The sequence below is a fragment of the Hymenobacter sp. DG25A genome, assembly GCF_001280305.1.
GTDB lineage: Bacteria > Bacteroidota > Bacteroidia > Cytophagales > Hymenobacteraceae > Hymenobacter.
This window is the reverse complement of the sequence record NZ_CP012623.1, coordinates 1,871,988-1,896,559: the sequence shown is the minus strand read 5'-3', so window position 1 is coordinate 1,896,559 and position 24,572 is coordinate 1,871,988. Positions and strand designations below refer to the sequence as shown.

At 57.1% G+C, this 24,572-nt stretch carries 22 protein-coding genes; 13 read left to right on the top strand and 9 right to left on the bottom strand.

Annotated elements, in window-relative coordinates:
• The first annotated feature begins 41 nt into the window (after nucleotides 1-41).
• From trpC to AM218_RS08155, 7 genes are all read left to right on the top strand, one after another.
• A complete protein-coding gene (trpC, locus tag AM218_RS08185) occupies nucleotides 42-854 on the top strand; it encodes an indole-3-glycerol phosphate synthase TrpC (RefSeq protein ID WP_054413408.1) in 813 nt (270 codons plus the stop codon).
• A complete protein-coding gene (locus tag AM218_RS08180) occupies nucleotides 854-1,510 on the top strand; it encodes a phosphoribosylanthranilate isomerase (protein WP_054413407.1) in 657 nt (218 codons plus the stop codon). Before trpC ends, AM218_RS08180 begins: the two co-directional genes overlap by 1 nt.
• Nucleotides 1,507-2,703, top strand: a complete 1,197-nt coding sequence (gene trpB / locus AM218_RS08175) for a tryptophan synthase subunit beta (protein WP_054413406.1) — start codon at nucleotides 1,507-1,509, stop codon at nucleotides 2,701-2,703. The genes AM218_RS08180 and trpB overlap by 4 nt, the downstream gene beginning before the upstream one ends.
• Nucleotides 2,704-2,825: 122 nt before the next feature.
• Complete coding sequence (gene trpA / locus AM218_RS08170) at nucleotides 2,826-3,605, top strand: tryptophan synthase subunit alpha (protein WP_054413405.1); 780 nt, start codon at nucleotides 2,826-2,828, stop codon at nucleotides 3,603-3,605.
• Nucleotides 3,606-3,754: 149 nt separating this feature from the next.
• Nucleotides 3,755-4,768: a 3-deoxy-7-phosphoheptulonate synthase gene (gene aroF / locus AM218_RS08165; RefSeq protein ID WP_054413404.1), complete on the top strand. Its 1,014-nt coding sequence runs from the start codon at nucleotides 3,755-3,757 to the stop codon at nucleotides 4,766-4,768.
• Between the two features lie 263 nt (nucleotides 4,769-5,031).
• Complete coding sequence (locus tag AM218_RS08160) at nucleotides 5,032-5,775, top strand: phenylalanine 4-monooxygenase (protein ID WP_054413403.1); 744 nt, start codon at nucleotides 5,032-5,034, stop codon at nucleotides 5,773-5,775.
• Between the two features lie 215 nt (nucleotides 5,776-5,990).
• Nucleotides 5,991-6,767 carry a phenylalanine 4-monooxygenase gene (locus AM218_RS08155; protein WP_071843731.1) on the top strand — a complete coding sequence of 259 codons (777 nt, stop codon included), beginning with the start codon at nucleotides 5,991-5,993 and terminating at the stop codon, nucleotides 6,765-6,767.
• Between the two features lie 199 nt (nucleotides 6,768-6,966).
• On the opposite strand, the gene AM218_RS08150 is transcribed toward AM218_RS08155, so the two are convergent.
• The 6 genes from AM218_RS08150 to AM218_RS08125 form a co-directional block, all read right to left on the bottom strand.
• Nucleotides 6,967-7,440 carry an Mpo1 family 2-hydroxy fatty acid dioxygenase gene (locus AM218_RS08150; protein WP_054413402.1) on the bottom strand — a complete coding sequence of 158 codons (474 nt, stop codon included), beginning with the start codon at nucleotides 7,438-7,440 and terminating at the stop codon, nucleotides 6,967-6,969.
• Nucleotides 7,441-7,570: 130 nt separating this feature from the next.
• Nucleotides 7,571-8,458 (bottom strand): dienelactone hydrolase family protein, encoded by an 888-nt coding sequence (locus AM218_RS08145; RefSeq protein ID WP_054413401.1) that lies wholly within the window; start codon nucleotides 8,456-8,458, stop codon nucleotides 7,571-7,573.
• Nucleotides 8,459-8,547: 89 nt separating this feature from the next.
• Nucleotides 8,548-9,855 carry an ABC1 kinase family protein gene (locus AM218_RS08140; RefSeq protein ID WP_054413400.1) on the bottom strand — a complete coding sequence of 436 codons (1,308 nt, stop codon included), beginning with the start codon at nucleotides 9,853-9,855 and terminating at the stop codon, nucleotides 8,548-8,550.
• A gap of 32 nt (nucleotides 9,856-9,887) precedes the next feature.
• Nucleotides 9,888-10,517, bottom strand: a complete 630-nt coding sequence (locus tag AM218_RS08135) for a TetR/AcrR family transcriptional regulator (protein ID WP_054413399.1) — start codon at nucleotides 10,515-10,517, stop codon at nucleotides 9,888-9,890.
• A gap of 47 nt (nucleotides 10,518-10,564) precedes the next feature.
• A complete protein-coding gene (locus AM218_RS08130) occupies nucleotides 10,565-11,887 on the bottom strand; it encodes a cryptochrome/photolyase family protein (protein WP_054413398.1) in 1,323 nt (440 codons plus the stop codon).
• A gap of 36 nt (nucleotides 11,888-11,923) precedes the next feature.
• Nucleotides 11,924-12,637, bottom strand: coding sequence for an SDR family NAD(P)-dependent oxidoreductase (locus AM218_RS08125; RefSeq protein ID WP_054413397.1), 714 nt, complete (start codon nucleotides 12,635-12,637; stop codon nucleotides 11,924-11,926).
• Between the two features lie 200 nt (nucleotides 12,638-12,837).
• Here AM218_RS08125 and AM218_RS08120 point away from each other — a divergent pair, with 200 nt between their 5' ends.
• The 3 genes from AM218_RS08120 to AM218_RS08110 all read left to right on the top strand — a co-directional run bounded on the left by AM218_RS08120 (nucleotide 12,838) and on the right by AM218_RS08110 (nucleotide 18,909).
• Nucleotides 12,838-16,362 (top strand): pyruvate carboxylase, encoded by a 3,525-nt coding sequence (locus tag AM218_RS08120; RefSeq protein ID WP_054413396.1) that lies wholly within the window; start codon nucleotides 12,838-12,840, stop codon nucleotides 16,360-16,362.
• Nucleotides 16,363-16,507: 145 nt separating this feature from the next.
• Nucleotides 16,508-17,284: a hypothetical protein gene (locus AM218_RS08115; protein WP_157547581.1), complete on the top strand. Its 777-nt coding sequence runs from the start codon at nucleotides 16,508-16,510 to the stop codon at nucleotides 17,282-17,284.
• Between the two features lie 290 nt (nucleotides 17,285-17,574).
• The gene (locus AM218_RS08110) at nucleotides 17,575-18,909 is read left to right on the top strand and encodes a M20/M25/M40 family metallo-hydrolase (RefSeq protein WP_054413394.1); all 1,335 of its coding nucleotides are present in this window, start codon (nucleotides 17,575-17,577) and stop codon (nucleotides 18,907-18,909) included.
• Between the two features lie 504 nt (nucleotides 18,910-19,413).
• On the opposite strand, the gene AM218_RS08100 is transcribed toward AM218_RS08110, so the two are convergent.
• Nucleotides 19,414-20,232: a transporter gene (locus AM218_RS08100; protein WP_054413392.1), complete on the bottom strand. Its 819-nt coding sequence runs from the start codon at nucleotides 20,230-20,232 to the stop codon at nucleotides 19,414-19,416.
• Between the two features lie 214 nt (nucleotides 20,233-20,446).
• Nucleotides 20,447-20,710: a hypothetical protein gene (locus AM218_RS08095; RefSeq protein WP_157547580.1), complete on the bottom strand. Its 264-nt coding sequence runs from the start codon at nucleotides 20,708-20,710 to the stop codon at nucleotides 20,447-20,449.
• 439 nt (nucleotides 20,711-21,149) lie between these two features.
• Between AM218_RS08095 and AM218_RS08085 the strand changes: the two genes are divergently transcribed.
• A complete protein-coding gene (locus AM218_RS08085) occupies nucleotides 21,150-22,205 on the top strand; it encodes a cobalamin B12-binding domain-containing protein (RefSeq protein WP_054413389.1) in 1,056 nt (351 codons plus the stop codon).
• Nucleotides 22,206-22,212: 7 nt separating this feature from the next.
• On the opposite strand, the gene AM218_RS08080 is transcribed toward AM218_RS08085, so the two are convergent.
• A complete protein-coding gene (locus AM218_RS08080) occupies nucleotides 22,213-22,551 on the bottom strand; it encodes a hypothetical protein (protein WP_054413388.1) in 339 nt (112 codons plus the stop codon).
• A 76-nt stretch (nucleotides 22,552-22,627) separates the two neighbouring features.
• Between AM218_RS08080 and AM218_RS08075 the strand changes: the two genes are divergently transcribed.
• Together AM218_RS08075 and AM218_RS08070 are read left to right on the top strand one after the other, a co-directional pair.
• Entirely contained in the window at nucleotides 22,628-23,368 is a 741-nt protein-coding gene (locus AM218_RS08075; RefSeq protein WP_054413387.1) for an electron transfer flavoprotein subunit beta/FixA family protein, read from the top strand.
• A 123-nt stretch (nucleotides 23,369-23,491) separates the two neighbouring features.
• Nucleotides 23,492-24,469, top strand: a complete 978-nt coding sequence (locus tag AM218_RS08070) for an electron transfer flavoprotein subunit alpha/FixB family protein (protein ID WP_054413386.1) — start codon at nucleotides 23,492-23,494, stop codon at nucleotides 24,467-24,469.
• Nucleotides 24,470-24,572: the final 103 nt, after the last annotated feature.

Sequence of the window (24,572 nt, the reverse complement as noted above, 5' to 3'; positions counted from 1 at the left end):
CCTAAATACTTAATCAAACAGAGCCCAGAGTTCATACAACCATGACCATTCTCGATAAAATCATTGCCCACAAACGGCAGGAAGTAGCTACCCGTCAGGGCCTAGTGCCCGCCAAATTGCTGGAGCAAAGTCTCTATATGAATGCCCAGCCGCTGAGCCTGCGCCGCTACCTGCAGCGCGACGATCTGAGCGGCATCATTGCCGAATTCAAGCGGAAGTCGCCGAGCAAAGGCGTGATTAATGCGCATGCCCCGGTAGAGCGTACCACGCTGGGCTACATGCAGGCCGGGGCTTCTGCCTTGTCTATTCTCACAGATACCGAGTTTTTCGGCGGCAAAAATGAGGACCTGACCACGGCCCGCCGCTACAATTTCTGCCCCATCCTGCGCAAGGATTTCGTGGTGGATGAGTATCAAATTCTGGAAGCCAAAAGCATTGGGGCTGATGCCGTGCTGCTGATTGCGGCTGTGCTCACCCCGGAAGAAGTGCTGCGCCTGGGCCGCCTGGCCAAAAGCCTGGGACTGGAAGTGCTGCTCGAAATCCACAACGCCGAAGAGCTGGACCGCACCCTGCACCCCGATGCCGTGAGCCTGGTGGGCGTGAACAACCGCAACCTGCACGACTTCTCCGTGAGCCTGGATACTTCCGGCGAGCTGGCCCAGCGCATTCCTGAAGAGTTTGTAAAAGTGACGGAAAGCGGGCTGACTTCGGCCGCCGAGATTGAAGCCCTGCGCGCCGTGGGCTACCGGGGTTTCCTCATCGGCGAAACGTTCATGCGCAACAGTCGGCCGGAGAAAGCCTGCGCCGCGCTGGTTCAGCAATTGCGCCACACCGAGGCCGTAACGCTACTCTAATGAGCCTTCGCCTGAAAGTTTGCGGCATGGCGCGGCCCGATAACCTGCGCACGGTGGCCGCGCTGGCCCCCGATTTTCTGGGCTTCATCTTCTACTCCAAGTCCAGGCGCTTTGCGGGCACCAATCTGCAGCCGGCTGACACGGCGGCTTTGCCCGCCGGGATTCAGAAAGTGGGGGTGTTTGTAAATGAAGAGCTGGAAGTGATGCAGGCCCGGGTACAGGAATTTAACCTGGACCTGGTGCAGCTGCACGGCGCCGAAACACCCAAAACCTGCGCCGCGCTGCAAGCCGTGGGCATCCCCGTCAGCAAAGCTTTTGCGGTAGGCGAGAGGTTCGACTTTTCGGTGCTGACGCCTTACGTGGGCCACGTTACCTACTTCCTTTTCGATACGGCCGGGGCTCAGCCCGGCGGCAACGGCACCCCCTTCAACTGGCAGCTGCTGGAACAATACCACCTGCCGGTACCTTATTTCCTGGCCGGGGGGCTGGCGCTGGAACATGCCGCCGAATTACGCAACCTCTGCCTGCCGGGCTTGTTTGCACTGGACCTGAACAGTCGGTTTGAAACCGAGCCCGGCGTGAAAGATGCCGGGCAGCTGCAGCAACTATTCCACGAAATCCGGACGCCTGGCGTCGCAACCTCCATACCGTCATGAAACCAACCTACCAGCAACCCACAGAGCGCGGCTACTATGGCCAGTTTGGCGGAGCTTTCATCCCTGAAATGCTCTACCCCAACGTAGAGGAGCTGCGCCAGCAATACCTCGATATTCTGGCCGAGCCGGAGTTTCAGGAGGAATACCAGATGCTGCTCCGGGACTATGTAGGTCGCCCCACGCCGCTGTTTGAGGCCAAGCGCTTATCGGAGAAATATAATACCCGCGTTTTCCTGAAGCGGGAGGACCTGTGCCACACCGGCGCCCACAAAATTAATAATACTGTGGGCCAGATTCTGCTGGCCAAACGTCTGGGCAAAACCCGCATTATTGCCGAAACCGGCGCGGGCCAGCACGGCGTGGCCACTGCCACGGTGTGTGCCCTCATGGGGATGCAGTGCATCGTGTATATGGGCGAGGTGGACATGGAGCGGCAGAAGCCCAACGTGTACCGCATGCGCCTGCTGGGGGCTGAGGTGCGCGCCGCCATGAGCGGCAGCCGCACGCTGAAAGATGCCACCAACGAGGCCATCCGGGACTGGATTTCCAACCCCGTGGATACGCACTACATCATTGGCTCCGTAGTAGGTCCGCACCCGTACCCCGATCTGGTGGCGCGGCTGCAGGCAATCATCAGCGAGGAGATGCGCAAGCAGCTGCTGGAAAAAACCGGCTCCGAGCTGCCGCAGTACGTGGTGGCCTGTGTGGGCGGGGGCTCCAACGCGGCGGGTGCTTTCTACCATTTTCTGGAAGAGCCTTCGGTGCAGCTGGTAGCAGTGGAAGCGGCGGGTCATGGTATTTATTCCGGCCACTCGGCGGCTACCTCGGTGCTGGGTACGCCGGGCGTTATTCACGGTGCCCGCACGCTTCTGATGCAGGATGAGGAAGGCCAGATTACCGAGCCGTATTCCATTTCGGCGGGGCTTGATTACCCGGGAATTGGCCCCCTGCACGCTTTCCTGGCCGATGCCGGCCGGGCCCGGTTTATCAGCATTGAAGACGAGGATGCCCTGCGTGCCGTCTCGGAGCTGAGCCGCCTGGAAGGCATTATCCCGGCCCTGGAAACAGCGCATGCCCTAGCCGCGCTGGACCAGTTGGGCGCCGGCCCCGATGACGTGGTGGTGGTAAACCTCTCCGGCCGCGGCGACAAAGACCTGGAAACTTACCTGAAGTACGCCGATACTATTCTGTAACCACTCACAACATCTGTCATCCTGACGAAGGAAGGACCTTATCACGTCAGGTCACGGCCGCACGCTATTGTTCACGCGAGACAAGGTCCTTCGCCAAGCTCAGGATGACAGAAAGAATTACAATGAATCGAATAAAAAACGTCTTCGATAAAAAGCAGAAAGGCCTGCTCAATATCTATTTCACGGCCGGCTACCCCACGCTGGATTCCACGGTGCCGCTGCTTACGGCCCTGACCACGGCCGGCGCAGACCTGATTGAAATCGGGATGCCTTTTTCTGACCCCCTGGCCGATGGTCCCGTCATTCAGCAGAGCAGCTCTGTGGCGCTGAAAAACGGCATGAACCTGCGGGTGCTGTTTCGCCAGCTGGCTGATATCCGGAGCCACGTGCCTGATACGCCAATTCTGCTCATGGGCTACCTGAACCCGGTGATGCAATTTGGGGTGGAAAACTTCTGCCGGGAAGCAGCGGCGGTGGGAGTGGACGGCATCATTCTGCCCGACCTGCCCCTGGACGACTACGTGGCCGAATACCAGGAAATCTTCCAGCGCTATAACATGCGCCCGGTTTTCCTCATCACGCCGCAAACCGCCCCTGAGCGCATCCGCCGCATCGATGACCTGACGGATTCCTTCCTCTACCTGGTATCCGGCCCTGGCACTACGGGTGGGGCCAATACCCAGGCCGAAGGGGTGCAGGATGCTTATTTTCAGCGCATCGAAGACATGAAGCTGCGCAACCCGCGCTTAATCGGTTTCGGCATCGGCGACAAATCTTCCTTCCAGCATGCCTGCCAGTTTGCCGAAGGCGCCATCATCGGCTCCGCCCTGATCCGCGCCCTCGATGACACCGAAGATGCCCCGGCCGCTGCCAGCCGCTTTGTGCAGTCGGTGCTTCAGTAATTCCCTATTACTCCTGTCATCCTGAGCTCAGCGAAGGATCTTCTCACGCAAGCACGAGTCGTTGTTACGATGGTCGTTCAACATGCAGAAGGTCCTTCGCAAGTTCAGGATGACAGATTGATTTTCCTTCTTGGTTTTCTTTTCTCCCGATGATCATCCAACTCGAACCCAATATTTCAGCCGCTGCTCAGGCGGATATTGAAGCCCGCATTCAGGCGCTCAAATACAAAGTAACCGATGTAAAAACCCAGCGCGCCCACTACCTGGTGGCTATCGGCAAAGCCGATATCGACCTGCGCGCCATCGGGCAGCTGCCGGGCATCCTCGATATTCATCGGGTATCCGACGACTACAAGCTGGTGAGCCGCAAATGGCGCGTGCGCCCCACCGTGCTGGACCTCGGCGACGGTGTGCGGATAGGAGAGGGGAGCCTCACGCTGGCCGCCGGCCCGTGCAGCATTGAGAGCGAAGCCCAGATGGAGCTGATTATGCAGCACCTGGTGGATAATGACGTGCGGATCATGCGTGGCGGCGTGTTTAAGCCCCGTTCCTCACCGTACTCTTTCCGCGGTTTGGGCATGGATGGCCTGAAGCTATTTCACCAGATGGCCCGGGCCCGCGGCATCAAGATTGTGACGGAGGTAATGCAGGTGTCGCAGGTAGAGGAGATGCACGATTACGTGGATGTGTTCCAGGTAGGCGCGCGCAACACCCAGAACTTCAACCTACTGGATGCCCTGGGCGGCGTAGATAAGCCCGTGATGATTAAGCGCGGAATTTCCGGCACCATTGAAGAGCTGCTCTCTTCGGCGGAATACGTGTTTTCCGGGGGCAATGAAAAGCTGATTCTCTGCGAGCGGGGCATCCGTACATTTGAAACGGCCTCGCGCAATACGCTGGATCTGAACGCCGTGCCCATCCTGAAAGAGAAAACCCATCTGCCCGTTATTGTAGACCCGTCGCACGGCATTGGCATTCGAGAGCATGTGGCCCCCATGGCCTTGGCCGGCGTAATGGCTGGTGCTGATGGCATCATCTACGAAGCGCACGAAAAGCCGGAAGAAGCCGCCTCCGATGGGCAGCAGACGCTGAACTTCGCGGAGTCGGAGCGCCTGATCCGGAACCTGCGCCGGGTGTATGCCCTGCGGCAGGAGCTGGAGTAACGGGCTTATTTTGAGCTGGAAGGGCTGTTTTAGCCTTCTCGAAAAAATAATTCCCTGTTTCAGATACAAGTAATTAGCTGTTGCCTATATATTTGCAATCAGTATGCAGAACCAATCCGTGAAATGCTTTTATCTAACCCCGATTCGCAATATGCGAAACGGAGTTGGGCTGCATTGCCGGTACGGAAGCTAAGAGCGCTACATGCTACTTACTCGCTGAAAACCTCAAAAGCCCGACTCCTTCCAGGAGCCGGGCTTTTTTTATGTCCAATACGATGTTCGCGCAACACTACGACCAGTACACTGCTCAGGACCAATTAGTATGGAAGGTTCTGTTCGACCGCCAGACTGCGCTGCTGCACAAGCGGGCCTGCTCCGCCTTTGCGCAGGGTCTCAAGCGCATTGGCTTTCACCGCAACGCCATTCCTAAGTTTGAAGAAGTGAACGAGCGGCTGCAAGCCTACACGGGTTGGGAGCTGGTAGCGGTGCCCGGTATGGTAGATGATGCCCCCTTCTTTGCCTTGCTGGCCGAGAAGAAGTTTCCCGCCACTACCTGGATCCGGCCCATGCGGCAGTTCGACTTCATTGAGGAAGCCGACCTGTTTCATGATGTCTTCGGGCACGTGCCGTTGCTGACGGACGCGGCGTTTGCCAACTTCCTCCACTTCCTGGGCCACGTAGCCCGCCTGCACCTGAACGATGTGCAGGGGTTGCAGCGCCTGCGCGCGCTCTACTGGTTCACAGTAGAATTTGGGTTGGTGATGGAAGAAGGCAAGCCGCGCATCTACGGGGCGGGTCTGCTTTCCTCGGCCGGCGAAACGCACCACTGCGTAGACGATGAAACCATCCGCCGCGACTTCGACCTTGCTTCCGTATTGCATACGCCTTTCACGGAAGTACGCTTTCAGGAGCAGTATTTTGTGCTCCCTAATTGGGAGCAGCTCACGGAAAGTGTAGCTGAGCTGGCCGCCCTGCTCTCTACCAACTGGCAGCTGAAAACCGTCTAGCGGCTTGTTTATTCCGGTTTCACCAATATCTTTACTTCCATGATTCGGTTTGTTACCCGCTATTACGCCTACGCTTATTACGCTCCCGCCAGGAGCGGAGCGGCTACGGCGTGTCAGCGAGGTTAAGCACTCACCTCCGACATGCTTCTCAAGCCTGCTTCCGCTCAGCGGAGGCAGGCTTTTTCTTTTTTCGCTCTTCTCTTTTTTAATTTTTTATGATGACTTCTTCCTCCGATTTTCTGCTTTCCGATACCGCCACCGCGCTGGCCGCGCTGCCGCTCATGGAGCAGCAATACGCCCACTACACCGCCGCCGACCAGCACGTGTGGCAATTGCTGTTCGACCGGCAGTCGGCGCTGCTGCCGGGGCGGGCGGCCGAGCCTTTCTTGGAAGGGCTGCGGCAGATAGGTTTTCACCGCCATGCCATTCCGGATTTTGCAGAGGTAAACCCGCGCCTGCGGGCCCTTACCGGCTGGGAATTGGTAGTAGTGCCGGGCATTGTGGATGATGCCGTTTTCTTTGGCCTGCTGGCTGATAAGAAATTCCCCGCTACCACGTGGCTGCGCAAGCTGGAGCAGCTGGATTACCTGGAAGAGCCCGACATGTTCCATGACGTGTTTGGCCATGTACCGCTGTTGATGAACCCGGAGTTTGCCTGCTTCCTGCAAGAGCTGGGTGAAGCCGCGGTGCAGCAATTTGAGCGTTGGCCCGCCACCCTGGAGCTGTTCACGCGCCTATACTGGTTTACCGCCGAGTTTGGCCTGCTGCGCCAGCCCGACGGGCTGCGCATCTACGGGGCCGGCCTGCTATCCTCACATGGAGAAGTGAAGTTCAGCCTCAGCGAAAAACCCACCCGCCTGGAGTTCAGCCTGGATGGGGTACTTACCACGCCCTTCGAGAAAGACCACTTTCAGGAGCTGTACTTCGTGCTGGAAAGCATGGACCAGCTGGCCGAAAGCCTGGTTCAACTTAAGGCCCGTTTAGCGCAATAAGCCAGAGCTATCCCCCCCACTAAATTTCCTGTCATCCTGAGTAAAGCGAAGGACCTTATCACGCTAGAACGAGTCGTTGTGACGATTATCGTTTCAGTGTGAGAAGGTCCTTCGCTTTACTCATGATGACAGTAAGGGTTTATATGACAGGCGTTTTAATGAGAGGGCGAAGGAAGCAGATACTTTGCCAGCTTTCATATTAATACTGCCATCCCAGTCGCCGGTATACAAAGTGCAGCAGCCACAGCGGGCCAATGAGCAGAAATTGCAGATCCTTCAGAAAGCTGGGCTTTTTGCCTTCTACTTTATGCCCCCAGAATTGTCCCACCCAGGCCAGCACGAAGATGATGAGGCTGATGGTCCAGAGCGGTAAACCAGATTCGGCATCAATCAGCCGGATGCCCATTGCCATTACTACAGTAATCAGCACCATGCCAATGGCCAGCGGCACGGAGAGCCGGAAATAATACACCACGGCCAGTACCATTACTACCGTAGCCAGGTTCAGCCACGGACTAAGTGCATGCACCCCCGCCGGCATAGGTACCGACCATAACAACCCCAAAAGGGAAAACATTATCAGCGGCACGCATATCCAGTGCACCAGCTTGTTGGTAGGGTTTTGGTGGCTTTCACCATATTCGGCCAATAAAGCATTCAAGGTGGTGGACATAGCGGGGAGGGATAGAGCAGTTTTGTTTAAAAATAGGCGTTTCACAATTCCTATAAAAGCAACACGCCTTCCCGGAATCCGGGAAGGCGTGTGCAAGGGTAATTTGAAATTTGAAAGTTGCCGCAGAGCGTTAGCCTTTCAGCTTGAAGTTTTTGCGCAGGTAAGCTACCGTCAGCGCGTGGGCGTCCTCGGCGTATTCCTGGCTGTATTTGGGGTTGGAGGGGTTGGCGAAGGCGTGGTCGGCATTGTAGTTTTTAATGGTCACCTTCTTCTTGGCCGTTGCCATGTCGCGTACAAATTCGGCCACTACCGTGGGGGAAATCCACTGATCCTGGGCGGCAAAAATGCCCAGAACATCGGTGTTCAGCGTTTTGAGGCGGTCTACGCTTTTCTCCGGCATGCCGTAGTACATCACGCAGCCTACCGCTTTGGGGCCGGCCAGCAGGGCCGTTTGCAATGACCAGCCACCACCGAAGCACCAGCCAACGCTGGCAATCTGCGCTTTGGGGCCGGCATGCAGGATAGCACCTTTAATAATGGCCTCGGCGCGGGCCGTTTGCACAGCCTGCATCAGCTTGCCGGCTTCATCTGCCGTTTCCGCCACTTTGCCATCATAAAGGTCGAGGGCAATAACGTTGACGCCTTTCAGCTCAGTGGCAAAGCGGGCGGCTTCCTTCTTGATGTAGTCGTTCAGGCCCCACCACTCGTGGATCACAAACAGATACTTATCGGAGCGCACGTTGCTTTTGATTTCGAAGCCGCGGGCAGTCTGGCCGTCGGTGGTTTTGAATTCAATCATCTCGCCGGGGCCCTGGTACTCATAGGGCAGGGGAGCATCGTGGCCGCCGGAGAATTCCTCGTTGGTGGCCAGCATGGCAAAGGCTTCAGTGGCTTGCTGGTTGGCCGCCGGCTTGGCGCAGCAGCTCATAACCGGTTTGGCGGCCGTGGTAGAAGTCTGCGCGGAGGCCAGGGTGGCTGTGCCCAGCAGCGCCAGGCAAAGCGTCCAGATTTTTTTCATGGAAAAAAGGAGAGTGGATTGTGAATAAGTAGTTAAGCGAAAACAGGTAAAAATGTTAGGCGGGGGTCTGTTAGAGGCTGATTATCCGTTTAGCGGGTGCGTACCCGCGCCCGTAGCTCGGTCAGGAAAGCATACAGCCCCACGTAGGTTCTGTTCAAGTAAATGAAATGCTCGGAGCCGCGCGGTTCCCGCTGCTGGCGCAGCTCAGGCTGCTGCATCAGGTCGTCGCCCAAGGCATAAAGTGCCTGCATATAGGCCGGGTCGCCGAAATCAAAGGTATCCTCCCGGAAAGGGCGGCCTACCAACTCCAGCGAGGCCTGCATCGTGCTGACGTAAAACGCCCGCTTGGCGGCGGTGTCTTCCGGACGCACCACGCCGGCTTCCTGCAGCAGGGACGTGAGCAAGGCCGGATCAGTGAGGGTTTCCGGGGCCAGCAGCGCCGTGAAGAGCCGGTGTACTTCGGCAGGAATTTCCTTTACGCAGCCAAAGTCCAGCACACCCAAGGTGCCGCCTTCATCAGTTCGGAGTAGGAAGTTGCCTGGATGCGGGTCGGCGTGCACCTGGCGCAATTCGTTAAGCTGATACATGTAGAAGTCCCAGAGTGCCTGACCCAGCTGGTTGCGCACTTCCTGCGCTGGAGCCGTGGCCAGAAACTCTTTCAAATGCTGACCCGGCAGCCAGTCCATGGTGAGGATGCGGGTCGAAGAAAGCTCGGGGTAGTAGCGCGCAAACTCCAGGTGGGGCAAGTGGGCACAGGCGGCCGCAATTTCTTGGCCCCGCCGCAGCTCCAGCGCATAATCGGTTTCCTCCAGTAGGCGCGTTTCCACTTCCTGCAGGTAAGGCCGCACGGTGGCTTCATCCAGCCCCAGAATACGAAGGGCAATGGGCTTCACCAGCCGGATATCTGAGCGGATGCTGTCGGCCACGCCGGGGTACTGCACTTTCACAGCCAGCTCCCGGCCTTCCTGGCGGGCAAAGTGCACCTGACCAATGCTGGCGGCCTGCCGGGCATTGATGTCGAACTCCTCAAACACCTCAAAAGGCGACTTCCCGAATGCATCCCGAAACGCCTTTACTACCAGCGGGCCGGACAGGGGCGGGGTTTGGTACTGGGCCTGGGCAAACTGGTCGGCATAGGCCGCGGGCAGAATGTTCTTTTCCATGGCCAGCATCTGGGCCACTTTCAGCACTGAGCCTTTCATCTCGCTCAGCGTACCGTAGAGCTCAGCGGCATTTGCCTCATGCAAATCCTGGGTGGTGCTTTCGGCGCCAACTGCCCGCTTGGCGTAGTGCTTCACGTAGTTGGCACCCACATTAAAGCCGGTTTTAGCGAAGCGCGCCGCCCGCGCCACTTTGGTAGTAGGCAGGGAGTCGAGGGACTTGGAGGTTTCTTCCATGAGCTTGAAACGAGAATAAGCAGGAAGACAAGCTAGCGGCGCACCAGAAAACGCACGAAATCCAGGGCGGAATCCAGGGTGTTGCGGCCTACCAGGTCGAAGCTCAGCGTTACGGCTTTTTCCACGGCGGCATCGGTGCGCGCAAAATCCACGGTATCATCTTTGGCGAAGAAGCCCAGCACAAACAGCATCTGCTGCCAGAAGGCGCGCGGGTACTGATCCTGAATGATGGGGCGGGCGGCTACTTCCTCCGTGCGGCGTCCTTCGCGCAGAATCTCCGTCACAAAGGCCTCAAACTCTTGCCGGAAATCATCGAGCACACGGGGCGTGAGGCCGGGCATACGGTGCAGGGAGCGGCGCAACGACTGCAGGGCATAGCTGCGGTTGCGCTTCAGAATCTCAAGTAGCGTGTAGTAGAAGCTGAGCAGCTTTTCGCGGCTGCCGTACTGCGCCCACACCGGCTCTTTCTCGGCCGTAGCAAGAGCCTGACGGCCAAAATCGGCCCACAGCTCCCGGTCAATGGCGTCGAAGTTGGCGTAGAAGCGGTAGAATTCCTGCTCCGGCAGGCCCAGCTTTTGCGTGAGCTTGTACACCGAGGCCGGCGGGCTGCCTTTGCGCAGTACGTAATCGAGGTAGGCTTGTTTGATGCGCTCCTTTTCCATAGTATGTCTATAACCGTGCGGGGCCTGCTTGGTTCCGGCTTTGGGGTTTACTCCATGGCTTTATAGGCCGTGCGCAGGGTAGTAATGGCCCGTTCGCGGGCAAATTTGTGGTCTACAATGGGTTTGGGGTATTCGCAAGTGCCAAACTCGGGTATCCATTGCCACACGTAGGCGAAGGTGGGGTCGTACTGTTCCTGCTGGCTTTGGGGGCTGTATACCCGGAACCAGGGGGCGGCCACGGCGCCGGTGCCGGCCATCCATTGCCAGTTGCCCACGTTCTGGGCCAGGTCGTAGTCCAGCAGCTTATCGGCGAAGTACCGCTCGCCCCAGCGCCAGTCAATGAGCAGGTGCTTCACCAGAAAGCCCGCGGCAGCAATGCGGGCCCGGTTGGGCATATAGCCGGTTTGGTTGAGCTCCCGCATACCGGCATCAACCAGCGGGTAGCCCGTGCGGCCTTCGCACCAGGCGGTAAACTCCGCTTCGTTGTTGCGGTAGGGCACGCGGCGCAGGCGCGGGTCGTAGCTTTCGGTGGCGGAGAAGGGAAAGTGCCAGAGCAGCATCATGAAGTAGTCGCGCCAGATCAGCTCGCCCAGCAGTTTGGGATTCAGCTCCCGGGCCTGCCGCATCAACTCCCGCACGCTCAGGGTGCCAAACCGCAGGTGCACCGAGCGGCGCGTGCTGCTATTCACCAGGCCGGGCTTGTCGCGGGTGTTATGGTAGTTGCGCACCAGGGCCTCCGCGGGCAGCTCGGCGGCGGGCACAAACTGCTCGAAAGGAATAAAGCCCATATCCGCCAAGGTCGGGCGGGCCGGCGTGGCGGGCAAGGCTTGCAGGTTCCCGGTCTGAAAAAGCTCGGCCGTGGGGTAGGGGGCTAAGTGCTCGTCGCGCAGCGCGGCCTGCCAGGCTTTGCTGTAGGCCCCAAACACTTTGGAGGGCGTGCCGGACTTGCTGAGAATCTCATTCTTGGCAAAGATTACCTGGTCCTTAAACGCGCGAAACTCCACCCCGCGGGCCTTCAGCAGTTCCGCCACGGCGGTGTCCCGGGCAGTGGCGTAGGGCTCGTAATCCTCGTTGGTATACACGGCGGCTACGTCCAGCTGCTGCAGCAATTGCTCAAAAACCTCCAATGGCTGGCCGTGGTAGGCTAGGAAAGTGCCCCCGGCTTGTTCCGTTTGCCGGGCCAGGCGCTCCACTTCCTGGTAGATAAACGTGACGCGCGCATCGCGGCGGCTGGGCAGGTTGTCCAGAATATCCCGGTCGTAGATGAACAGGGGCACTACCGGGTAGCCACTTTGCAGCGCCGCCGTGAGGCCCGCGTTATCATGCTGGCGCAGGTCGCGCCGATGCCAGAACAATACGATTTTAGCCATGCGCTGCGAGCGTAGATATCAGCGAAAAATACGGCATTACTTCAGGCGGCCCATACCACCATCTACCGGCAGTACCTGTCCGGTAATAAAGGAGCCGTGGTCGGAGAGGAGGAAAGTAGCCATATAGGCCAGGTCCTGGGGCTGACCCACGCGCTGCAGCGGGTGGCGCTTGGCGCTGGCCTCGGCTTTTTCCGGGGTGTTGAGCAGCGCCGCGGCCAAGGGCGTATCCGTAAGGGAAGGAGCAATGGCATTCACCCGAATGCCGCTGCCCGCATACTCGGAAGCTAGGGAGCGGGCCAGGCCTTCTACCGCCGCTTTGGAGGTGGCAATGCTGGCATGGAAAGCCATGCCGGTTTCGGCGGCTACCGTGCTGAACAGTACAATGGAAGCGCCGGAAGCCTTCTTCAGCCGCTTCATGGTAGCCTGCAGTACCTGCACCGCACCCAGCACGTTGAGCTCAAAATCAGCCCGAAAATCATCCATCGGAATGCGCTCAAACGGGCGGAGCTTGATGCTGCCGGGGCAGTACACCACGCCATGCAGCACCTCGGGTAGGCCATCCAGCGCGACACCAATGGGCTTGGTAACATCCAGCTCGAGGAACGTGGTATTCAGCTCGGCCAGCTCGGGAGAAAGGTGGCGGGAGGCCGTAAATAAATTGGCGTTTAACTGGTGCAGCAGGCGGGCCGTAGCCAGCCCGATACCCGAAGAAGCGCCCACAAGCAGGATGTTTTTATCCGCGAATTCCATGTGTGGAAGGTGAATGGAGAAAGGTCCTCTGCAAACTGCGGTTGGCAGAGAAGGTTTGCGCGTTTTTTACTTTATTCAAGAATCAGCAGGAGTATGCTCTTGGCGAAAAATAGCATTCCAGCAAAAATTCGCTAATACTTCGCGCGCCATTCCGTAGCTTGCAGCACCTTCCCTGTTCCACCCAAACCCCACGTTCCAAGATGAATATCCGCAAACTGCTGGTCGCCAACCGGGGCGAAATTGCCATTCGTGTATTGCGGGCGGCAACTGAGCTGGGCATTACCACGGTAGCTATTTATACCTACGAGGACCGCTACTCCCTGCACCGCTACAAGGCTGATGAAGCTTACCAGGTGGGCCGCGACGATGACCCTTTAAAGCCGTATCTGGACATTGAAGGAATTATTCGGACGGCTAAGGAGAATGGGGTGGATGCTATTCATCCGGGTTATGGCTTTCTGAGCGAAAATGCCACCCTGGCCCGCCGCTGCGGCGAGGAAGGCATCATCTTTGTGGGCCCGCGTTCCGAGGTGATGGAGGCGTTGGGGGATAAGGTAGCCGCGAAAAAAGTGGCAATGGCATGCCAGGTGCCCATCATTGAGAGCAGCATTCAGGACCTGACCACGTTTGAAATAGCGCAGGAAGAAGCCCACCGCATCGGCTACCCCGTGATGCTGAAAGCAGCTTCCGGCGGGGGCGGGCGCGGCATGCGCATCATTCGCGACGACGAGCAGATGGAGCGGGGCTTTTACGAAGCCCGCAATGAGGCCCTGAAAGCTTTCGGCGACGACACCGTGTTCCTGGAGAAGTTTGTGGAGCAGCCCAAGCACATTGAGGTGCAGCTGGTAGCCGATAACCACGGCGGGCTCACGCACCTCTATGAGCGGGACTGTTCCGTGCAGCGCCGCTACCAGAAAGTGGTGGAAGTGGCGCCCTCGCTCAACCTGCCCGACCACATGAGGGAGCTACTGTACGAGTATGCCCTGCGCCTGGGTCGGGCCGTGAATTACAACAACGTGGGCACCGTGGAATTCCTGGTGAACCCCGAATTAGACCGGATTTACTTTATCGAGGTAAACCCCCGCATTCAGGTAGAGCACACCGTAACCGAAATGATTACGGGCATCGACCTGATTAAAACCCAGCTGCACATTGCCGACGGCCGCCACCTCAGCGACCCGGAAATTGGCCTGGGCCCGGAGGTGAAGCCCCTGAAAATTGGCTATGCCATTCAGTGCCGCATCACTACCGAAGACCCTGAGCAGGACTTCAAGCCCGATTATGGTACCATTACCGCCTACCGCTCGGCGGGCGGTTTTGGCATCCGGCTGGATCAGGGCTCGGTGTATACCGGCGTGAAAGTGTCGCCGTTTTTCGACTCCCTCTTGGTGAAGGTATCCACCCACGCGCCCACGCTGCAGGACGCCGCTACCAAGATGGCCCGCACCCTGGATGAGTTCCGGATACGGGGTGTGAGCACCAACATTCAGTTTCTGCAGAACATCATTGCGCACCCGGTTTTCATGGCCGGCGAAGCCAATGTAGACTTCATCAAAGACCATCCGGAGCTCTTCAAATTTAAGCCGCGCCTAGACCGGGCCACCAAGGTGCTCAGCTTCCTGGGCGACGTAATTGTGAACGGCCACCCCGATGTGAGAGGGCTTATTGACGCCAAGCGGGACTTGCGCAAGCCGCGCCTGCCCGAGGTGAACCCGGCCACTGGCTGGCGCATGGCGCTGGATGCCCCAACTACTGTGGCGCCTGCCGGCAATGGGCAGATTGTGGCGCACAACGCGGCCTTCCCGCCCGGCACCAAGCAGAAGCTCACCGAGCTGGGGCCGCAGGAATTTGCCAAATGGCTGCGCGCCGAAAAGCATATTCACTACACCGATACCACCCTGCGCGACGCGCACCAGAGCCTGCTGGCCACGCGCATGCGCACCTTTGATATGCTGAAGGTGGCCGAAAGCTACGCCCGCATGCACCCCCAGACGTTTTCGCTGGAGTGCTGGGGCGGGGCCACTTTTGATGTGGCCCTGCGCTTCCTGCACGAAGACCCCTGGGAGCGGCTGGCCAAGCTGCGCCAGGCCGTGCCCAACATTCTGCTGCAAATGCTTATTCGCGGGGCCAATGGCGTGGGCTACAAAGCCTACCCCGATAACCTCACGGAACGCTTTGTGCAGCAGGCCGCGGAAACCGGTATCGACGTGTTCCGCATCTTCGACTCCCTGAACTGGATGCCGGGCATGGAAGCCTGCATTGGATTTGTGCGCAACAAAACCCAGAGCTTGGCTGAGGCCAGCATCTGCTACACCGGCGACATTTTAGACCCCAAGCGCAACCGGAAATACTCCCTGGAATACTACCTGCGCCTGGCCAAACAGATTGAGGACGCCGGTGCGCATATTCTGTGTATCAAGGACATGGCCGGGCTGCTGAAGCCGTACGCGGCCAAAGAGTTGGTTACGGCCCTGCGCGAAACTATCAGCCTGCCCATTCACCTGCACACGCACGATACTTCTTCCCTGCAGGCCGCCACTTATCTGAAAGCGGTAGAGGCCGGCGTAGATGTTATTGACGTGGCCCTGGGTAGCCTCTCAGGCCTAACCTCGCAGCCCAACTTTAACTCCGTTGTGGAGATGCTGCGCGGGCAGCCGCGCCACCGCGAGTTCGACCAACGCTCCCTCAACGAATTCTCGAACTACTGGGAAGCCGTGCGGGAGCATTACTATCCGTTTGAGTCGGGGTTGAAGGCGGGTACTTCCGAGGTATTTCAGCACGAAATTCCGGGCGGGCAGTACTCCAACCTGCGCCCTCAGGCCGCTTCCCTAGGTTTGCTGGACAAATTCGAAACCGTGAAAACCACCTTTGCCGATGTCAACCAGCTGTTCGGCGACATCATCAAAGTAACGCCTTCTTCCAAGGTGGTAGGGGACATGGCTTTATTCCTGGTTTCCAACAACCTGACGACGGACGATGTGCTGGAAAAAGGCCCGAGCCTGAGCTTCCCGGAATCGGTGCGGGAGCTGTTCCGTGGGGACATCGGGCAGCCCGAAGGCGGCTGGCCCAAAGACGTGCAGAAGGCTATTCTGAAAGACGAGCAGCCCTTCACCGACCGTCCCAACGAGCACCTTGCACCCATTGACTTTGATGCCGAGTGGCAAAAGTTTGAGGAGAAATTTGGCCAGCGCGGCAAGTTTACGGATCTGCTTTCCTGGCTGCTTTACCCCAAAGTGTTTGAGCAGTACTGGGCGCATCAGCAGCAGTACGGCGAAGTATCGGTTATTCCCACGCGGGTGTTTTTCTACGGCCTGCAGCCGGGGGAGGAAACCATCATTGATATTGCCCGGGGCAAAAGCATCATTGTGGGGCTGCAAAGCATCGGGCCGGTAAACGAGGACGGCTGCCGCACCATTTTCTTTTCCCTCAACGGCCAGACCCGCAACCTGGAAATCAGGGATACCAGCGTGGAGGTGAAGCGCGTGCAAAACCCCAAAGCCGATAAAGCCAACCCCCGCCAGATTGGCGCGCCCTTGCAGGGGCTGCTGTCCAAAGTGCTGGTGAAGGATGGGCAGCAGGTGAAGCGCAATGCGCCGCTGTTCATTATTGAAGCCATGAAAATGGAAACCACTATCACCGCTTCGGAGGACACCACGGTTCAGGCCGTAAACCTGCCTGAGGGTACCCTGGTACACGCCGATGATTTGGTGGTGACGCTGGGCTAAGGCATACAGGAGGCTATTGTCTCAAAACAGGACGTCCCTGCAGGCATTGCCTGCAGGGACGTCCTGTTTTGCAGGATTTTTACGTACTTACTCACGGAATGCTTATCGGAAGCATATCAGTAAAAACAAGTGCAATATTGGCCTTATGAAGAAGTGGGTTAAATCCGTTTTCCCGAAAGTGGCAGGTAGCCTGGCTTTGTTGCTTGCGGCAGCTCAGTCGCCGGCCTTGGCCCAGCAAGTGTCCAGCAACCCTTTGGCTGAGCAGGAAAATCTGCGCGTGCTGGGTGCCAACGGCCTCAATAATATAGTGATGGTGAAAAACAAACTATATGAGGGTGTAAAGGGTACCCCGTATTTTTTGCCGGCCTGGAGCACGGGCGACATTCTGCTGTCCACTAAACAGCGCGTTACTAACGTGCCGCTGAAGTATGATGTGTACAGCCGTCAGATCATGGCGCGCCGCCCCAAAGGAGACTCCGTCTGGGTGGATCAGGGCCGTATTGTGGAATTCACTCTGCAGGACGCCCGGGCTTTGCCGGGACAGCCGGCTATCCACATTTTTCGGCTTTTCGCCAATTTACCCAACCAGCCCAACCGGCCGGAGTTTCTGGAGGTGTTGCATCCTACCGGCCCCTACGTGCTGCTGAAGCGGCCAGTGAAGACACTATATAAGGCCAGCACCCAGCAGGCCTACAGCGCCGACCGCCCCTATGATGAGCTGGTAGATACGCCGGAATATTATCTGCTGAACCCCCAGGGGACCATGACCCTGGTGAAGCCCTCCCAGAAAGCACTACTGGCCGCGGTGCCCGCCCAATGGGCAGAGCCACTACGCGCCCAGCTGAAAAAAGCCAACCTTCGCACCGAGGACGACTTGTTTAATGCGGTATCACAATTAAATCTGCTGGCCTCGAAAAAATAACGCAGGCTGCCGGACTATCACAAAAGACAAACCCCGCTGGTATTTTCCCGCAGGGTTTGTTTTTTATGCTTGGCCTCATCTGTGCCACTGTTGAATTATCAAAAGAAAATGACGGCCAGCTTCACGCTCCAAACAGGCAGATAAGCGCATAATAATGCCTGAAATAGTTTAAATACAGCGTTTAGAAACACATTTGCTCCGGCCTTTGAATCAAAAACCGGAGGGGGTAGAAAAAGGGATAATGCCGCTATAAAGAGCAGCTTCCTGCTGTAAAATATCTACCTTGTGTTATGAAATCCATTATTTTCATACTTGTATTTGCGTGTTCTGCTTTCACCGGTCTGGGGCAGAAAAAGACCAAAGCCGGAGAAGCGGCCGTCATTTCGGCGGCCACGGTAGAGCGGGTGGCGAAAACGCTGTCTGCTGATGCTATGCAGGGCCGGTCCGGTCAGATAGGGGGAGTGTTGGCCGCCAAATTTCTGGCTGCTGAGTTCACCCGGATTGGCATAGAAAAATTTCCCGGCCTTACCACCTTCGAGCAAACCTTTACGGCCTACGAAACCCGCACCACTGCGCTTTATGTGCTACTGAACAACGTGCCGGTGGCCAAGGAAAAAACGGTGCTGGTTTCCGGCCAGCCCCACCTGAACTGGGCCGAGGATGATGACCCCGCGCCCCGCGTTATTGTGCTGGGGGCAGAGGCTAATTTTAGTAAAGCAATTCGGCCCCTGCTGGAGCCCACCGAAAACACCGTTGTCTTCATAGACCCGGCCCACGAAGAATCCTTTAAGAAGCTTAGTCGTCATCTGAAAGGCGGTCAGCTGCAGTCACAAAAGCCAGGGCCGTTTTCTACGGTGCTGGCGGTGGTAGCCGTAGGCAACAACCCTATTCACTACCGGGTTGCCGCTAATACTACGGTGCGGCCCGTGGAGATGCGCAACGTGGTAGGCGTTTTGCCGGGCCTGAACCCGGAGCGGGCCGATGAAACTGTAGTATTCTCCGCACACTATGACCACCTGGGTTTTTTACCCGCCGTAGCCGGCGACTCTATTGCCAATGGGGCCGATGACGATGCCAGCGGTACCTCCGCCGTGGTAGCCCTGGCCGAATATTTCAAGAAGCGAAATGACAATGCCCGTACGCTGGTGTTTGTTGCCTTCACCGCCGAGGAAATAGGCGGCTTTGGCTCGCAATACTTCTCCCGGCAGCTTCCGCCCCAAAAGGTGGCCGCCATGTTCAACATTGAAATGATAGGCAAGCCCGCCAAGTTTGGCCCTAAAACGGCGTTTATAACGGGATACGATAAGTCGGACTTTGGCAAAATCCTGCAGCGCAATCTGGCCGGCAGTCCTTTCCGCTTCGAGCCCGACCCATACCCCGAGCAGCAGCTATTTTACCGCTCCGATAATGCCACCCTGGCCCGTCTGGGCGTGCCGGCCCATACCATCAGCACCGACCAGATTCCGACCGATAAGCTCTACCACACCGTAGATGATGAAGTAGAAAGCTTGGACCTGAACAACATGGCGGCTGTTATTTCAGCCATTGCCCAAAGTGCCACCAGTATAGTAGCCGGGCAGGATACGCCCACGCGCATTACCAACGCGGGCAGTATCGTACGCTAAGCCCTGACCCTGAACGGCCTAGCGAGGTATCCCGGGCTGACTGCCGGCCGGGGTAGAATCCGGCGTATCTTTTCTTTCGGTAGCCTGCATTTGCTCCCGTATGGGTAGGCTTTCACTGCTGTCGGATAAACCTCCTTCGAGCAGCGTCTCCGGCTTAACCCCGGCAATAGAATTAGTGAAAATCCGGGGCATAGCGGGCTCAGGGTCGCCGAGGCCGGTAACGGTACGGGAGGGGTTGTCGTGTTTAGACTGGGCCCGCAGGGTAGCGTGCGCTGCTAAAAGGAGTGAGAATAGTAATAGGAGACGGTAAATATTCTTCATTGCTGACTTTATTAACTATTATAGAATTGATAAAACAAAACTAGGGATGCTGTCGGCTATTTCCTAACAATTAGTCTTTAAAGAAGAATTATTTTTATAAAAACTATAAAAATAAAAAAATCCCAGGGGTTCTTATTCAAGAACCCCTGGGAGCAGGAATGAGCGCAAAAATAAGTGAATGAGCTAGTTAGGTAGGCGTAGGCTTACGCCCGCCCCTAATTGCAGGCCGCCACCGGGGGCGTTAAACTGATGTCCGGCGTTGGCATCTACCCGGAAACCAGGCACCGGGCGCCAATACACCCCTGTTGTTACGCCTGGCTGCCAGGTTTGACGGCCCAGCACATAGGCTTCCGAAAAGAAGCCAAAATGGTTGCTTAAAGGCCCGTTCAGCGCCAGGGACCCCAGGTATTGTCCGCGTTTGGTGTCAGCGGCCCTAAACCCTTTTTGGGTAAACCCAAAGTTGCCCTCCAGGCCATACCGGTCCCCAATCATCTGTGAAATCAGCAGGCGTGCGGAAGGCTCATAGGTTTTGGCGGGAAAAGACGCGTCGCCGTTACGAAGCGTCATCTCGGCCAGCACTACTACCTGTGAGCGGGCATTCTGCACGGTAGAGGCCAAAAACTTAGCGCCTACCGTTAGCGGGGCAAAGCCAGCTACCGCGAGTGTAGTGGGGGTTTCCAGGGTAGAGGGCCGGGGCTGGGCATGCAGATAGTTCTGCGTGGCCCGAAGCTCGATGTGGTTGAAGAAGCCCACCCGCAGTGTGGCCGAAGACATGGTCCGTCTGGCCCCAAACCTACCGGTAGCTGGTAGCTGACTCATGCCGGCATCCAGCTGCACCTGGCCCGGGTAGAGCATGTTAGTGGTGATGGTGACACCCGGCCGGTCAGGGCGGATGTTTCGCACGAATGGCGAGTCAGTTAATTCGTCGCCCGATGTTTGGGCCAAGGTGCGGGTAGCGGTGCCTGTCAGCACGGCCAGCCCCAGCAGAATGGTCTTACGCATGGAAACGGGACAACCAAACTGCTCCTAAAGTTCAGTTTGGCCTGCGCAAAACTTTGGCTTTACGTCTTAACCAAGAGCAAGGTTGCAAACTGAAGCACTTTTTTTCAGATCCTTCGTGCTCAATTCCCAGCATATTTTGCTCCAAAAAAAAGCTGTTATTCCCGACTGCACCCTGCAGTGAGGAACAACAGCACCACTAAGCACCAGCTGCCGGCTACATGCTGGAGGACTCCGCTTTGTTGGCGAAACGCTGCAGAATAAATTCCGCATCGTCGGGGATGCCCGTAAGCAGGCGGCGCTCGGCGGCCTCGCACCAGTTGCGCAACAGCGCGGGGTCATTGCGCTGGTAGCGAAGCCGGTCGGGGTGAGTTGCCAGCCACGTATTAACAAAGTTGTGGGCCTGCTGATAATTGAAGGGTTGCATGTGCTGCCGCCAAGGCAGGAAGGTATGCTGCCCGGGCGGTTGTATAAGATACATAGTAATGATTTTAATGTCAATGAATTAAAGATGATGCATCCGGGGGTAATTGCTGAAAAGCATCAGCCCCTGAAGCTTCTCAAATGGGCAGATTCAATGAGCCGAGTAGCGGAACAAAGGGAGGCTGGGCTCGGACAGCCAATCATAATTTTCGGAAATCTGATTAAGGTTCTCCGGCCTTTTATCTGCCGCGTATGGAAACATGGCTGCATAACTGACTCCTAAATCTTTACGTATTCCTTGGGCCGTTATTGAATCTTAAAAATCATAAAGCCAAGACTATTCCGGTGATTTAGCCGTACCTGTCTTTAAGAGCCTGAAGAGGAGAGGAAACTGCCCGCAAAAGCAAGGCTTAGAAAGGAATTAGATGTGATTATAGGAATATTAATATGGTTTGTACAGGTTTTGGGAAACGCAATGATTTCGTAATTTTCGCCGCATGAGTGCCAAGCTTGCCCAAAAAACTGCCCGTACCCTCATCGAGACTACCGATGAAGTAGCCCACACTGCCCTTCGTGCCTATCAGGTGGCCGCCAATGGTAGTGCTACATTAGATGAAGCCGAGAAGCTGACCGAAATCCAGAATCAGATTTACCCGCTGGCCCTGGCCATTCAGATGGATAGTGCGCCGTTGTTTGATACCCATATCGAACAATTGCGCAAGCAGGACAGTAGCCCCGCCCGCGACCAGGAGCTGACTTCGCAGCTGGTTGCCCTGAAACAGGTGCTTTCCCAGCGCCTGCCCATTACGGCCTATATCCTGGCTGCCAAATACCTGAACGATGCCATTGGCTACCTGAGTGAGTCATTGCCATTGGTAGAGCAGACGCAGGTAACCTTTCCCATGGCTGATAATCCGCTGGGCGGGCTGGCCCAACGCTACCTGGCGGCCCTGATGGCCGCCGACCGGCAGGCCGCCATTCAGCTGATTGTAGAAGAAGCCCGCCGCGGCACCGATATTCATACCATTTATGAGCACGTGTTTGTGCCCGTGCAGTGGGAAGTAGGGGAGCGGTGGCACAACCGCACCATTAATATAGCACAGGAGCATTTTTGCACAGCCACCACCGAGCTGGCGGCCGCGCAGCTCTACCAGTTCCGGCAAATGCTGCCCCGCAACGGCCGCATGGCCGTAGTGACCACCGTAGCCGGCGACCTGCACGGCATGGGCGCCCGCATCATTGCCGACTATCTGGAGATGGAAGGCTGGAAAATCTACTACCTGGGTGTAAACACGCCCACGGAAAGCCTGCTGCACCTGCTGCAGGATCTGCAGCCCGATTTGCTGGCTATGGCGGCCTCCATGCCGCAGCACATTCCCGTAGTGCGTGAGCTGGTAGCTGCCAAGCAGCAAAACCTGCAGCTCAGCCAAATAAAGGTGCTGGTAGGCGGCGCCGCGTTCAGCACCGACCCGGAGCTTTGGAAAACTACCGGGGCCGATGCCTTTGCCGCTACCCCCGCCGCCGCCGTAGCCTGGGCGAAAGCAGTTTTTTAAGTCGGGCTTAGTCGTCTTCGTAATCCAGGCCCAGTACGTGGTTCAGGGCGCCCTGCAGCTCGCTGGCGGCATGCAGCTGGCCGGCGCGGCGGCTTACCTGCAGGCCCAGGCGGTAAACCTTTTCAGCTTCTTCCGGCTTTTCCAGCTGCTCCAGCAGCTTACCGGCGTGATAATACGTACCCACATAATCCGGGTGCTCATCCAGTAGTTTCTGGTAGAAGCCCAGCGCTTTCTGTGGATCAGTGGGGCGATACTCCGTGGCCAGCGCGTATATCGTGAAAGGGTCGTTGGGGTCGTCCTGATAAAAGGCGAGGAGTTGCTGCAGGCGGCTTGACGCGGTTTCCATAGGGAGTGAGTTTTCAGTATCTTCGCCCCAAATTTGGGGTTTTCCCGTAGTTATCCCTCCATATAAGCAGCCGTAGATGAAGTTTCTCGTTTGCATCAGCAACGTCCCCGACACGACCACCAAAATCACCTTCACCCCCGATAACAAGGAATTCAACAAAGCAGGGGTGCAATTCGTGATTAACCCTTGGGATGAATATGCCCTCACCCGTGCCATTGAGCTCAAAGAAGCGCAGGGCAGCGGCACCGTAACCGTGCTGAACGTAGGCGAGGCCGATACCGAGCCCAATATCCGCAAGGCGCTGGCCATTGGGGCCGACGACGCCATCCGCGTGAATGCTCATCCCAAGGATGCTTATTTCGTGGCGCAGCAGATTGCCAGCGTAGCCAAAGAAGGCGGCTACGATGTTATTCTGATGGGTAAGGAAAGCATCGACTACAACGGCTTCCAGGTGCACGGCATGGTAGGTGAGATGCTGGGCATCCCCACCGTAGCCCCGGCCATGAAGCTGGATATGAACGGCAACACCGCCACGCTGGAGCGCGAAATTGAAGGCGGCAAAGAAATTGTGGAGGTAAATACGCCTTTCGTGGCCTCGTGCCAGCAGCCCATGTGTGAGCCCCGCATTCCCAACATGCGCGGTATCATGACGGCCCGCACCAAGCCCCTGAAGGTTATTGAGCCCGTAGGCGAAGGTGCCCGCACCGAGGTAGCCGAGTATGCGCTGCCCCCCAAGAAGCAAGGCGTAAAGCTTATCCCCGCTGAAAGTGCCGGCGACCTGATCAAGCTCCTCCGCAACGAAGCCAAAGTCATCTAAACTTCGAATTATAAATTTTGAAGTTTGGCCTCTTTCTATTGTTAAACTTGCTGTAAGTCAGTTGGTTTAACTATTGAAACTGAACAATGGCTTCAGAAGGATGAATTCATAATTCCAGGAAATATGTCCGTACTCGTAGTAGTAGAATGTGATAACGGCGAAGTGAAAAAATCTTCGCTGGAAGTGGCTTCTTACGGGAGCCAGGTAGCCCAGATGCTCGGTACTTCCGCCACGGCCATTGCCGTAGGTGAGGCTACCGAAGCCAATCTGGCCAAGCTGGGAGAGCAAGGCATCAGCAAAGTGCTGTATGACGCCGAGCCCCGCCTGAAGGATTTCGTGAATGGTGCTTACACCAAGCTCATTGCCGCCGCCGCGCAGCAGGAAGACGCCAAAGTAATTATCCTGGCTAACTCCAACATTGGCGCGGCCGTTGGCTCGCGCCTGTCGGTGCGGTTGCAGGCCAGCCTGGCTACCAACGTGGTAGAGCTGCCCCAGATCAATGGTGGTCAGTTCCTGGTAAAGCGCGGCGCCTTCTCGGGCAAAGCCTTTGCCGACGTTACCCTGCAGGGTGAGCGGAAAATTATTGCCGTTAAGAAAAACTCTATTGAGCCGCTGCACGAAGCCGGTAAAACCGCTCCGGTTGTATCGTTCTCGGCCCAGCTTTCCGATGCTGACTTTGCCGATGCGCCCAAGCAGGTAATCATGCAGGACCAGGCCGGCGGCATTCTGCTGCCCGAAGCGGACCGTGTGGTATCCGGTGGCCGCGGCATGAAGGGCCCCGAAAACTGGCACCTCATTGAGGACCTAGCCAAGGCCTTGGGAGCGGCTACTGCCTGCTCCAAGCCGGTTTCCGACGTAGACTGGCGCCCTCACCACGAGCACGTGGGCCAGACGGGCATCACCGTTTCGCCCAACCTGTACATTGCCTGCGGTATTTCGGGCGCTATTCAGCACCTAGCCGGGGTAAACTCCAGCAAGGTAATTGTGGTTATCAACAAAGACCCCGAAGCCCCGTTCTTCAAAGCCGCTGATTATGGCATTGTAGGCGACGTATTCGATGTTCTGCCCAAACTGACCCAGGCTGTTAAAGAGCTGGGCTAGGTTTTAGGAGTTTAGGGTCTTGGGAAAAACCTGTTTCTAAGTAAACGGGTTTTCCCAGGGCCCTAAGTCTTTTTCAGGTTTTGTTAGTACAGGGGCGGAGCCT